Here is an 11,991-nt window from a genome sequence, read left to right on the forward strand (position 1 = left end):
CCCGAGCGCCGCGAGCAGAGGAGGGCTGTGGACCCGGTCGATCCCCGGCGCCTGATTCCGCGCACCGATGACCTGCTGGCTCTGCCGGCCGTCTCCAAGGCCCGGAGCAGGCTGAACGAGCGCGTCATCCGCAACCTCGTTCGTCAAATCCAGGATCAGGCACGGCGTGGTGAGCTCCCGCCCGGACAAGTGGAAGGAACACTGATCGCCGCCGTAGCCGACCGCACGGCGACGACCCTTCGTCCGGTGCTCAACGCAACCGGCGTCATCGTCCATACCAACCTCGGCCGTGCTCCACTTTCTGAAGACGCGGTGGAAGCTGTTATCGCGGCCAGCGGCTACGTTGACGTGGAGCTCGACTTGGCAACCGGCAGCCGGAGCGGGCGCGGCGCCGGGGCGCGCGCTGCATTACTCGCCGCCTGTCCCGCGGCTGAGGATGCGCTGGTGGTGAACAACGGCGCCGCAGCGCTGGTGTTGGCCACGACTGCCTTGGCCGCCGGCCGGGAGGTGGTGGTGAGCCGCGGGGAACTGGTCGAGATCGGTGCCGGCTTCAGGCTGACCGACTTAATGGAGTCGACGGGGGCGAAGCTACGCGAGGTAGGTACGACCAACCGCACCCACCTACACGACTACGCCGGTGCTCTGGGGTCGAACACCGGGTGCGTACTCAAGGTCCATCCCAGCAACTTCCGGGTCGATGGATTTACCTCCACTGTCCCGTTGCACGAAATCAGCCCGCTGACCGTCGCCCACGGGGTACCTCTGGTGGCCGACCTGGGCAGCGGGCTCTTGTCGCCCGACCCTTTCCTGCCGGAGGAGCCGGACGCCGCCTCCGCCTTGGTGAGCGGAGCCGACGTCGTGATCGCCAGCGGTGACAAGCTACTCGGCGGCCCACAGGCTGGCTTGCTGCTGGGCCGCAAGGAAATCATCACGCGGTTGGCCCGCCACCCGCTCGCCCGTGCGGTCCGGGCTGACAAACTCGCCCTTGCCGCCTTGGAAGCCACGCTGGCGGGCGGCCCGCCGCCGGTTGTCCGGGCCCTGCACGCCGACGCCGGGCACTTGCAGCGCCGCACGGACCGGCTCGCCCGGGAACTCGACGTGCCCGTGGTGTCCCATGACGGTCGGGTAGGTGGCGGCGGCGCCCCGGGAGTGCCTCTGCCGGGATGGGCACTACGGCTCCCAGAGGGACTCGCAGGACTTTTGCGCACCGGTGATCCGGCTGTGCTGCCACGCGTCAACGATGGCTCGTGCCTTATCGATCTGCGCTGCATCGCCCCGGCGGATGACGACAGGATTCTCGACGCGATACGGAAAGCGCTGGCAGCCTTCAAGGCCGCGGACGCAGGCGGGGTGGGCTGAGGAGTGTACGTCGTAGCCACCGCCGGGCACGTCGATTCCGGCAAAAGCACCCTAGTTCGCGCCCTCACCGGCATGGAGCCGGACCGTTGGGAGGAAGAACGGCGCCGCGGGCTGACCATCGACCTAGGTTACGCCTGGACCACGTTCCCGTCCGGACAGAATGTAGCGTTCGTCGACGTACCGGGCCACGAACGCTTCCTGGGAAACATGCTTGCCGGAATCGGACCGGCCCCGGTGGTCTGCTTCGTCGTCGCCGCGGACGAGGGTTGGCAGGCACAGTCAAGTGATCACCGGGATGCCGTCGCTGCGCTTGGAATAGAACACGGCGTGGTCGTGCTAAGCCGTGCGGACCGGGCGTCCAGCCGTCGGATCGCGGACGTGCTCTCGCGGACCCGCACGGAGCTGGCCGGCACGGGCCTGAGGGAAGCCCCCGCAGTTGCCGTATCCGCTATTGACGGGACCGGTCTGGCCGACCTGCGTTCAGCACTCGACGGCGTCCTGGCCAGCGTGCCCGCCCCCGCCACCTCAGGGCGGGTCCGGTTGTGGGTTGACCGCTCGTTCACGATTTCCGGTTCGGGAACGGTAGTGACCGGAACGCTGGCGGCAGGAACACTCGAACGGGGTGACCGGCTCCAGCTGCTCAGCCACGACGGTTCCCGGGCCGTGGTGGTCCGCGGTTTGCAAAGCAGGGACACGGCCTTTGCGTCCGTGCAGCCCGTCAGCCGGGTGGCGTTGAACCTACGGGACGTTGCCGCCACGGACATCCGCCGGGGAGATGCGCTGCTGACCCCGGATGCGTGGCCCACGACCGGCGTCGTCGGTATTCAGCGCACGACAGGGTTGGCCTATACGGCTGTGCCCGAACAGCTCATGGTGCACGTTGGCACCGCGTCCGTGCCTGCCCGTTTACGGCCATTCGGCGCGGATCACGCCCGGCTCGTCCTTGACAGGCAACTGCCCCTCGTTCTCGGCGACCGGCTGGTGCTGCGCGACCCCGGAAGCCGGTCAGTGCTGGGTGGGGCGCGTATCCTCGACGCCGATCCGCCTGCCCTGCGGCGGCGGGGAGACGGCGCCCGCTGGGCGGAGCGGCTTTCCGGCCTCGACCCCGCCGGCGACGTGCTCGGTGAAGTCGCCGCCCGCGGAGCAGTTCGGGCAGAACACCTTCACCGGCTGGGGCTGTTGCCCGGTCCCGAGACGGCCGCGCCCCCGGAGGTCCAGGTCATCGGTGATTGGTGGGTGCATGCGCCTGTCCTCGAGGCATGGCAGGAACGGCTGCGCGCCGCGGTCCAGGCATTGCAGGAACGTGACCCGCTGGCCGCCGGAATGTCCTTGGGCGCGGCGCGGGACCTACTGCAGTTGCCCGAGGAGAGACTGCTGTCCCACGTCATCCGCGGCGCACGGCTGGAAGCGGAGGGCGGCCACGTCCGGCTGCCTGGCAGCCGAGATTCTCTCGGCGCCGCAGAGCCAGCGATCGCCGAGGTGGAGCGCACGCTGACCGCACATCCGTTTCACGCCCCCGAAGCCCAGGAGTTGGCCGCACTGGGCTTGGGCGCCCGCGAGCTCGCGGCGGCGGAGCGCACCGGGCGTCTGCTGCGGTTGCGCGATGGGGTGGTTCTACTGCCGACGGCCCCCGCCCTAGCGATGCGCCTACTGGCCGGTCTGGAGCAGCCCTTCACCACGAGCCAAGCACGCCAGACTCTGGGCACGACCCGTCGAGTCGCAGTCCCGTTGCTTGAACATCTGGACTCTCGCGGCTGGACCCGGCGCCTTGATGCCGGTCACCGGACTGTGGCGCGTTGAGCCGCACTTTCTGGCCCCGCGCCTCTAAGGCCTCAGAGAGGTCAGGAACTAGACGTTGAAGCGGAATTCAACGACGTCGCCGTCGGCCATGATGTATTCCTTGCCTTCGATCCGGACTTTGCCACGGGCCTTCGCCTCGGCCATGGAACCGGCCTCGATCAGGTCATCGAAGGAGACGACCTCGGCCTTGATGAAACCGCGCTGGAAATCGGAGTGGATCACGCCGGCCGCCTGCGGGGCGGTGTCGCCCTGGCGGATGGTCCACGCGCGGGTTTCCTTGGGGCCGGCCGTCAGGTAGGTCTGCAGTCCGAGGGTGTGGAAGCCGACGCGGGCCAGCTGGTCCAGCCCGGATTCATCCTGGCCGTTCATTTCCAGCATCTCGCGGGCTTCTGCCTCGTCGAGCTCCACCAGGTCGGACTCGAGCTTGGCGTCCAGGAAGATGGCGTCGGCAGGGGCCACGAGGGCACGCAGTTCCGCCTGCTTCTCCGGGCTGCCGAGGATTCCCTCGTCGGAGTTGAAGACATAGATGAAAGGCTTGGCCGTGAGCAGGCCGAGTTCCTTGAGGTGCTCCATCTCCAGCTTGTCGCTCTTGATGGAAGAGAAGATGGTGTCGCCGCGTTCCAGCACTGCCTGCGCCGCCAGGATGGCCGCCAGCTCGGCCGCCTCCCGCTTCTTGATCTTGACTTCTTTTTCGATCCGCGGGATGGCCTTTTCGATGGTCTGCAGATCGGCCAGGATCAGCTCGGTGTTGATCGTCTCCATATCAGAGCTGGGATCGACCTTGCCGTCGACGTGGATGACGTCCGGGTCATCGAACACGCGGACAACCTGTGCGATGGCCTCGGCCTCGCGGATGTTGGCGAGGAACTGGTTGCCGAGGCCCTCGCCCTCGGAGGCGCCCTTGACGATGCCGGCGATGTCCACGAAGGACACGGCTGCGGGCAGCAGGCGCGCGGAGCCGAAGATGCCGGCCAGCTTTTCAAGCCGGGCATCCGGCAGGTTCACGACGCCGATGTTGGGCTCGATCGTGGCGAACGGATAGTTCGCCGCGAGGACCTGGTTTCGGGTCAGTGCGTTGAAAAGGGTTGATTTGCCGACGTTGGGCAGTCCGACGATGCCAATAGTAAGAGCCACGAGCATATATTCTACCCGCACCAGCGGCCAGCCGTTGCTGCGGGCCCGTGGCTACACCTGTGGGGCGGCAGGGTGCCGGCGCGGGCGCGGGGCGGTGTGGGGGCGGTCGCGGGGCGATGTCGGGGTGTTGCGGCGGGTACATCCCACGGTGTCCCGGGATGTTCCGGGTGTTCCGGGCGTCGAAACCAAAACTGTCACAGGGGCATGCCACAGTGAAGGCATGGAAGCTTTTTCACTGATTCTCGCCCTGCTCATGCTGCTTACGGGCGCCGTCACGGGCGCCGCCGTCGTCTATGTCCTGCTGCGCCGGCGCTACCTGGCCGTGGAACAGGACTTCGACGGCGTGTCAGCCCGGCTGTCCGACGTCAGCGCCCAGTTCGCCGCCGCCGACGCCGAGAGGCGCCTGCTCGCGGCCCAGAACCGCGAGCTCGGCGAGTCCCGGAACCATGACGGCAGTGTGCTCCGTGCGCTGGCGCCCGTGGCGGAAAAGCTCACCGCCGTGCAGCAGCAGGTATCCCTGCTCGAACGCGACCGGCTGGAGCAGTACGGCCAGCTGGCCCAGCAACTGCAGGAGGCCCGCCTGTCCGATGAGCAGCTGCTTCGGTCCACGCATGCGCTGGAGTCCGCCCTGCGCTCCAACAGCGCCCGCGGCCAGTGGGGCGAGGTCCAGCTGCGCCGGGTGGTCGAGGCGGCAGGCATGCTGCGGCACGTGGACTTCCACGAACAGCTCCACAGCGGGCAGGCCCACAGCTCCGGCACGGACGGCAGCCTCCGGCCCGACCTCGTGGTGCAGCTGCCCGGCGACAAGCAGCTGGTGGTCGACGCAAAGGTCCCTCTGGCGTCGTACCTTGCCGCCCAGGACCTCGGCGCCGGCCAGGCGGGCCAGCAGTCCTCGCAGCTGCCCGGCGGCCAGCAGGCGCACCTCGCCGCCCATGCCAAGGCCCTAAAGGCCCATGTGGACGCGCTGGGCAGCAAGAAGTACTGGGACATCCCAGGCAACTCTCCGGAACTGGTGGTCTGCTTCCTGCCGGCGGAATCGATCCTGGCCGCCGCCCTCACAGCCGACCCGGCCCTGCTGGACTACGCACTGGCCAAGAACGTCGTCCTGGCCTCCCCCGGGACCCTGCTGGCGGTGCTGAAGTCGGTGGCGTTCACGTGGCGGCAGGACGTGTTGACGGACAGCGCCCGGGAACTCTTCGAGCTCGCCCGGCAGCTCTACGACCGGATGGGCACGCTCGGCGAGAACGTCACCAAGCTGGGGTCCTCGCTGAAGACCTCGGTTGAGCGGTACAACTCCATGGTCGGGACCCTTGAGGCCCGCGTCCTGCCCACCGCGAGGAAACTCAACGCCCTGGAAACCGCCGGACTGGCCACTCCCCCCGCCGTCGAAGTCACACCGCGGGCAGTCGCAGCCCCGGAACTTCAGTCCCGTGACGAGTCAGAAGAGTCCGCGGCCTAGGTGCACTGCGCCTGGGTCTCAGCGCCCAAGGACTGTCCAGTACCAAGGACTGTTCGGTGCCCAGCACTGTTCGGTGCCCAGCACTGTCCAGTGCTTTGGACTGTTCGGGGCCTAGGACTGTTCGGGGCGGGTGCCGCGGCCCCCGAGGGCGCGGGTGACGTCGCCGGCCTGCTTCAGGGTGGCCCGGAGCTCCTTCGGCAGGGAGAACAGGAGGTCTTCCTCGGCCGTGACGACTTCCTCGACCGATCCGTAGCCGTAGTCGGCGAGGAGCCGCAGCACGTCCTTGACGAGGACTTCCGGGACGGAGGCCCCCGACGTCACGCCCACCGTGGCGACGCCCTCGAACCACGTCTCGTCAACCTCATTGGCGAAGTCGACCCGGTAGGAGGCCTTGGCGCCGTATTCCAGTGCCACCTCCACGAGGCGGACGGAGTTTGAGGAGTTGGCGGAGCCCACCACGATCACCAGATCCGCCTGGGGCGAAATCTTCTTGATGGCCACCTGGCGGTTGGTGGTGGCGTAGCAGATGTCGTCGCTGGGCGGGTCCTGCAGGGTGGGGAACCGCTGCTTGAGCAGGCGTACGGTCTCCATGGTTTCGTCCACGCTGAGGGTGGTCTGCGAGAGCCAGATGACCTTTTCCGGGTCGCGGACCGTGACCTTGTCGACCTCGTGCGGGCCGTTGATGATCTGGATGTGTTCGGGGGCCTCGCCGGCGGTGCCTTCGACTTCCTCATGGCCGTCGTGGCCGATCAGCAGGATGTCGAAGTCATCCTTGGCGAACCGGACGGCTTCGCGGTGCACCTTGGTGACCAGCGGGCAGGTCGCGTCAATGGTGCGCAGGCCGCGGTCCTCGGCGGACTGGACGACGGCGGGCGAGACTCCGTGCGCGGAAAAGATCACGAGGGCGCCTTCCGGGACCTCGTCGGTTTCATCGACGAAGATGGCGCCCTTTTCCTCCAGTGAGCTGACCACATGGACGTTGTGCACGATCTGCTTACGGACGTAGACCGGCGGGCCGTAGTGTTCCAGGGCCTTTTCCACCGCGATGACTGCACGGTCCACGCCGGCACAGTAGCCGCGCGGGGCTGCCAGAAGGACCTTTTTGGGACCGGCGACCGGGGCCGCGGCCAGGACGTCTTCCGGTGAACGCCGCCTGCGCGGAACGGATGGCATCGGAACGGAGACAGCGGTGGTGGTCATGCTCCCATGCTACCGGTGTTCAATCCTGCCCCGTTTGCGCGCGCCGGCGACCCGGACAGCCACTCCCGTGGCTACCAGTGCTGCTCCCGCGACGGCAGCAGCGACGATCCACTGGCCGAAGCTGGCAGAGCACGCCGCGACGAACTCGTTCTTGAACAGCTCCGCCACATCGTTGCCGCTCGAGGTCCCGGCGACCGCGGCGCCGGCGGCATCGCTGGCCAGCTTCCATACCCCCGCGAGCACCAGCGTTCCAACGCCCATTCCGACCAGCACGGTCCACCGGCGTCGGGCCGCAACGAACGCCAGAATGAAGGCGATGGCCGAGCCGACGGCAACGGCGTAGCCCATCGGGGCGTAGACGGTAACGCGTTCGATCATCTGGCGCTGGTCGGACTGCCCGATATGGATCAGCACCTGGCCGGGCGCCTCCAGCGGAAGGGTGGTCGCCGCAGTGACCTGCTTGGCCACCAGCCCGGCAAGCGGCGCGACATCCAGGGTGAGCGAGGACGTGCCGTCAACCTCCGGCGGCAGCGTGCTGGGGTCCGCGAGCGTGAGGCGGTGGCTCCTGCGCAGGGTTTCAGCCCAGGCGTCGGGGTAGCCGGGCAGTCCCGTCAGCGAGCGCGCCGCGCTGTCCAGGACCGGCCGGGCCAGCTCCGTGAAGGCTTCGGGAATGCCGGCGCTGGCGGCCAGTCCGTCGACGGCGGCCGCGGCCAGCCGCTGCTGGAACGCCGGGTCCTTGCCCAGCGGCGCGGTCAGGGCGACGAAGCCCTCTTCCTGGACGATGTTCTGGTCCACCCACATGGCTGGAACGGCGACGGCTGCCATCAGGAGCCCGATGAGGACGGCGACGGCAGAGACAAAAGTGCGCAAGGGATTCCTAGGAGGTTGATGGCATCCCTCCCATCCTAGGGCGGGGCCGGGCGCGGCCATAAAGTCGGACCCCGGTGGTAGAGCTATGGATAGAGTTGACAGAGACAACTTCCGGCTGCCGGCCGGCCCACCCGCCGGGAAGCGGGCCGCCGGCAGTCCCGGTGTAAGGACATGCAGTAACCGGCACGCAGCAAAGGAACGCACACATATGCACAAGGCACTCCACCAGGCACTTCCGGCCATGGAGCCCACGCATGCCTGAGGACGCGGCGGCAGCAACCACGCTACCGGCCACCGCGGCCGAAACCAGTCCGGACAACCCCTGGCCGCTGCAGTTGCTGTCCCAGAAGCTCAAGATGCATATCGACCGCGCGCCCTCGGCGTGGGTTGAGGGGCAGGTAATCGAGCTCAACCGGCGTGGCAGCAACGCCTACCTGACACTGCGGGACATCGACGCCGAAATCTCGTTGCCGGCATCGGTCTGGACCACAGTGCTGGACCGCCAGGCCGCCCCGCTCGAACGCGGTTCCCGGGTTGTAGCCCTGATCAAGGCAGAATTTTGGCTCAAGACGGGCCGGCTGAACATGTCCGTGAAGGACATCCGGCCCGTGGGCCTCGGCGACCTCCTGGCCAGGATCGAGCGGCTGCGCCAGGCCCTCGCCGCCGAAGGACTCTTTGCCGATTCCCGCAAAAAGCGGCTTCCCCTGCTCCCGCACCGGATCGGCCTGATCACCGGCCGCGACTCTGACGCCAAGAAGGATGTGCTGCGCAATGCCGCCCTGCGCTGGCCGGCCGTCGAATTCGAGATCCGCGAAGTAGCGGTCCAGGGGAACACCGCCGTAGCCCAGATGATCGCGGCCTTGCGGGAACTCGACGCCCACCCCGTGGTCGACGTCATCGTCATCGCCCGCGGCGGGGGCGCCCTCGAGGACCTGTTGCCGTTCAGCAGCGAGGAGCTCATCCGGGCCGTCGCTGACGCGTCCACCCCTGTGGTGAGCGCGATCGGGCACGAAGCGGACCGGCCTATCCTCGATGACGTCGCAGACCTCAGGGCATCAACGCCCACCGACGCCGCGAAGAGGATAGTTCCCGACGTCGCCGAGGAGCTTGTCAGGGTCCGGCAGGCACGGGACCAGCTCCGTCGCGGAGTCACCCGGCTCGTTGAACGCGAGGGCGACCGGCTGGCCTCCCTGCGTTCGCGCCCCGTGCTGCTCTCCCCCGACGTCATGATCAGCCAGCGCCACGAGGACGTCGAACGGCTCAAGATCCGCTCGCACTCGGCGATCAGCGCCGCCGTCGTGCGGGCAGCGGACCAACTGGTCCACCTCAAGGCGCAGGTGCGTGCACTCTCGCCGCAAAAGACACTGGATCGCGGCTACGCAGTGGTCCAGCTCGCCGGCGCCGGGAACGCCCCCGCAGCGCACCGGGACGTTGTGCGCCATCCGTCCCAGGCGCCCGCCGGCACGGACCTCACGGTTCGGGTGGCCGGCGGCCGGTTCACCGCCCAATCCACCGGCGGCCAGGAACCGGCCGAGGAATAACCCAGGCGGACGGTCGTGGCCACACGGCCACCCGTCAGCGCCAACACGGCCACCCGTCAGCGCCCCAAACAGGCACCACGGTCAGCACCACAGACAGCATCACCGCGGCACAAACCGCGACAACCAAGGAGCACCCACATGGCAGTAGAATCCAGCCCGAACGCCGACGTCGAGGCCCTCAGCTACGAGGACGCCCGCGAGCAGCTGGTCGCAGTGGTGGGCAAGCTGGAGGCCGGCGGCGCCAGCCTGGAGGAATCGCTCGCGCTGTGGGAGCGCGGCGAGGCACTGGCCAAGCGCTGCGAACAGTGGCTGGAAGGCGCCCGCAAGCGTCTCGCCGCCGCCCGGGACCAGGCCGCGGACAAGAACTAGGAACCGGCACGCCGCGGCGCGCCGGTTCCCTCCGTACTAGGAGCGCTCGACCAGATCCCGTTCCATATCGACGTCGAACTCCGGATCCGGCCACTGCAGCTTCAGCCCTTCCAGGGCGTCCAGCATCAGCTGCTGGACAGCGATGCGGGCGTACCACTTCTTGTTGGCCGGCACGACGTACCAGGGCGCGATGTCAGTGGCCGTCTTCTCGAACGCCTCCTGGTACGCATCCATGTAGTCGCTCCAGAAGGCGCGCTCCTTGAGGTCGGTGCTGCTGTACTTCCACACCTTGGACTCGTCATCCAGCCTGGCGAGCAGCCGGTCCTTCTGCTCGTCCCGGCTGATGTTGAGCATGACCTTGACCACCGTGGTCCCGGCTGCCGCCTGCCTTGCCTCGAATTCGTTAATGGCCTTGTAGCGCCGCTCCAGTTCCTCGGGACTTGCCCAGCGGTGGACCCGGTGAATCAGGACGTCCTCGTAATGCGAGCGGTCAAAAACGCCCACCATCCCGGCCGCCGGCACTGCCTTCTCGATCCGCCAGAGGAAATCGTAGGATTTCTCCTCCGGGGTCGGCGCCTTGAAGGACTTGAGCTGGACACCCTGCGGGTCCATCTGGCCCATGACGTGGTTGACGATCCCGCCCTTGCCTGCGGTATCCATCGCCTGCAGGACCAGCAGGACGCGCTTGGTGCCGCCGAACCGGGATTCGGCGAAAAGCTGCTCCTGCAGGGTGGTCAGCTTGCCATCGAGCTCTGCCAGGAGCGCCTCGCCGTCGGATTTCCCGCCCGGGTAGCCCGGGGTGGAGTCCGGGTCGCAGTCCTTCAGCTTGAATTTTTTTCCGACCAGCAGCGTCTCGGCGGGGTGCCGCTCGAACATCACAGCATCTGTCATGGAAAGCCTCTTTCCAGTTTCGTGCAGCCGCTGCGCGGGCGAGTCCCCGAACTCCGCTGCTGACCGAAGCCTAGTTCCCCTTGTACCGGCTCAGGAAGTCCGCCATGCGGTTGATTGCTTCTTCGAGGTCCTTGACGTTAGGCAGCGTCACCATCCGGAAGTGGTCCGGACGGACCCAGTTGAACGCCCTGCCGTGGGACAGAAGAATTTTCTGCTCGCGGAGCAGGTCCAGGACAAATTTCTCGTCGTCGCGGATGTGGTAGACCTCGGGGTCCAGCTTCGGGAACAGATACATGGCCCCGCGGGCCTGCTGGGTGCTGACGCCCGGGATGGCGTTGAGCATGTCATAGGCCTTGTTCCGCTGTTCCAGGAGGCGCCCGCCGGGCAGGATCAGGTCGTTGATGCTCTGGTAACCGCCGAGGGCGGTCTGGATGGCGTGCTGGGCCGGCACATTGGCGCACAGGCGCATGTTGGCCAGCAGGTTGATGCCCTCGAGGTAGTCCGCGGCGGCCTTTTTCGGCCCGGAGATGGCCATCCAGCCGGCCCGGAAGCCGCAGACCCGGTAGGCCTTGGAGAGCCCGCTGAAGGTCAGGCACAGGACATCGTCGCCGGTGAGCGAGGCGAGGTTTACGTGTACCGCGTCTTCGTAGAGGATTTTCTCGTAGATTTCGTCGGCGAAGAGCACCAGGCCGTGTTTTTCCGCGAGGCCGACGATCTTCTTCAGCGTCGCCTTCGGGTACACCGCACCTGTCGGGTTGTTCGGGTTGATGACCACGATGCCCTTGGTGCGCGGGGTGATCTTCGCTTCCATGTCCTCGAGGTCGGGCTGCCAGCCGGATTCCTCGTCGCAGAGGTAGTGCACGGGCTTCCCGCCGGCCAGGGCAACCGAGGCCGTCCACAGCGGGTAGTCCGGGGTGGGGATGAGGACCTCGTCGCCGTCGTCGAGCAGGGCCATGAGCGACATTGTGATCAGTTCGCTGACGCCGTTGCCGAGGTAGATGTCATCCACGTGGATGTTCTGGATCCCGCGGGTCTGGTAGTACTGCGAGACGGCGGTGCGGGCCGAAAAAATGCCGCGCGAGTCGCTGTAGCCCTGGGCATGCGGCAGGTGGCGGATCATGTCCACCAGGATCGCGTCCGGCGCTTCAAACCCGAAGGGGGCCGGGTTTCCGATGTTCAGTTTGAGGATGCGATGACCCTCCGCCTCCATCTGCTGGGCGGCCTGAAGAATCGGTCCACGGATGTCGTAAAGGACATTATGAAGCTTGGTGGACTGCTTGAATTCTGCCATTCATCAAATATGCCATATGGAGGATGTTCTTCCGCTGAGACATGACTCACACGCGGGCGCCGCAGTAACAACAACGA

At 67.2% G+C, this 11,991-nt stretch carries 10 protein-coding genes; 5 read left to right on the forward strand and 5 right to left on the reverse strand.

Annotated elements, in window-relative coordinates; genetic code table 11:
- The first annotated feature begins 27 nt into the window (after positions 1-27).
- Positions 28-1,359: an L-seryl-tRNA(Sec) selenium transferase gene (gene selA, locus ARTB_RS13000; protein ID WP_243180968.1), complete on the forward strand. Its 1,332-nt coding sequence runs from the start codon at positions 28-30 to the stop codon at positions 1,357-1,359.
- Between the two features lie 3 nt (positions 1,360-1,362).
- Positions 1,363-3,159, forward strand: a complete 1,797-nt coding sequence (gene selB / locus ARTB_RS13005; RefSeq protein WP_243180970.1) for a selenocysteine-specific translation elongation factor — start codon at positions 1,363-1,365, stop codon at positions 3,157-3,159.
- A 48-nt stretch (positions 3,160-3,207) separates the two neighbouring features.
- On the opposite strand, the gene ychF is transcribed toward selB, so the two are convergent.
- Entirely contained in the window at positions 3,208-4,293 is a 1,086-nt protein-coding gene (ychF, locus tag ARTB_RS13010) for a redox-regulated ATPase YchF (RefSeq protein ID WP_028275710.1), read from the reverse strand.
- A gap of 220 nt (positions 4,294-4,513) precedes the next feature.
- Here ychF and ARTB_RS13015 point away from each other — a divergent pair, with 220 nt between their 5' ends.
- A complete protein-coding gene (locus ARTB_RS13015; RefSeq protein WP_243180972.1) occupies positions 4,514-5,752 on the forward strand; it encodes a DNA recombination protein RmuC in 1,239 nt (412 codons plus the stop codon).
- A 111-nt stretch (positions 5,753-5,863) separates the two neighbouring features.
- Here ARTB_RS13015 and ARTB_RS13020 read toward each other — a convergent pair whose 3' ends face one another.
- Entirely contained in the window at positions 5,864-6,952 is a 1,089-nt protein-coding gene (locus ARTB_RS13020) for a 4-hydroxy-3-methylbut-2-enyl diphosphate reductase (protein WP_028275712.1), read from the reverse strand.
- 9 nt (positions 6,953-6,961) lie between these two features.
- Complete coding sequence (locus tag ARTB_RS13025) at positions 6,962-7,822, reverse strand: hypothetical protein (protein ID WP_243180974.1); 861 nt, start codon at positions 7,820-7,822, stop codon at positions 6,962-6,964.
- A 254-nt stretch (positions 7,823-8,076) separates the two neighbouring features.
- Here ARTB_RS13025 and xseA point away from each other — a divergent pair, with 254 nt between their 5' ends.
- A complete protein-coding gene (gene xseA / locus ARTB_RS13030; protein ID WP_243180976.1) occupies positions 8,077-9,363 on the forward strand; it encodes an exodeoxyribonuclease VII large subunit in 1,287 nt (428 codons plus the stop codon).
- Between the two features lie 138 nt (positions 9,364-9,501).
- On the forward strand, positions 9,502-9,732 hold the full coding sequence (locus ARTB_RS13035) for an exodeoxyribonuclease VII small subunit (protein ID WP_243180978.1): 231 nt from the start codon (positions 9,502-9,504) through the stop codon (positions 9,730-9,732).
- A 36-nt stretch (positions 9,733-9,768) separates the two neighbouring features.
- Here the strand turns inward: ARTB_RS13035 and ARTB_RS13040 are convergent, their stop codons facing one another.
- Together ARTB_RS13040 and ARTB_RS13045 are read right to left on the reverse strand one after the other, a co-directional pair.
- Positions 9,769-10,623: a polyphosphate kinase 2 family protein gene (locus ARTB_RS13040; protein WP_243180979.1), complete on the reverse strand. Its 855-nt coding sequence runs from the start codon at positions 10,621-10,623 to the stop codon at positions 9,769-9,771.
- Positions 10,624-10,693: 70 nt separating this feature from the next.
- The gene (locus ARTB_RS13045; RefSeq protein WP_243180981.1) at positions 10,694-11,914 is read right to left on the reverse strand and encodes a pyridoxal phosphate-dependent aminotransferase; all 1,221 of its coding nucleotides are present in this window, start codon (positions 11,912-11,914) and stop codon (positions 10,694-10,696) included.
- Between the last annotated feature and the right edge of the window lie 77 nt (positions 11,915-11,991).

Source organism: Arthrobacter humicola (genome assembly GCF_022803015.1).
In the GTDB taxonomy this organism is placed as follows: Bacteria; Actinomycetota; Actinomycetes; order Actinomycetales; family Micrococcaceae; genus Arthrobacter; species Arthrobacter humicola_A.

Excerpts from the sequence above, each read along its gene's own strand:
- ARTB_RS13015 (WP_243180972.1), top strand. The coding sequence starts at position 4,514 with ATGGAAGCTTTTTCACTGATTCTCGCCCTGCTCATGCTGCTTACGGGC.
- ARTB_RS13020 (WP_028275712.1), bottom strand. The coding sequence starts at position 6,952 with ATGACCACCACCGCTGTCTCCGTTCCGATGCCATCCGTTCCGCGCAGG.
- xseA (WP_243180976.1), top strand. The coding sequence starts at position 8,077 with ATGCCTGAGGACGCGGCGGCAGCAACCACGCTACCGGCCACCGCGGCC.
- ARTB_RS13035 (WP_243180978.1), top strand. The coding sequence starts at position 9,502 with ATGGCAGTAGAATCCAGCCCGAACGCCGACGTCGAGGCCCTCAGCTAC.
- ARTB_RS13040 (WP_243180979.1), bottom strand. The coding sequence starts at position 10,623 with ATGACAGATGCTGTGATGTTCGAGCGGCACCCCGCCGAGACGCTGCTG.
- ARTB_RS13045 (WP_243180981.1), bottom strand. The coding sequence starts at position 11,914 with ATGGCAGAATTCAAGCAGTCCACCAAGCTTCATAATGTCCTTTACGAC.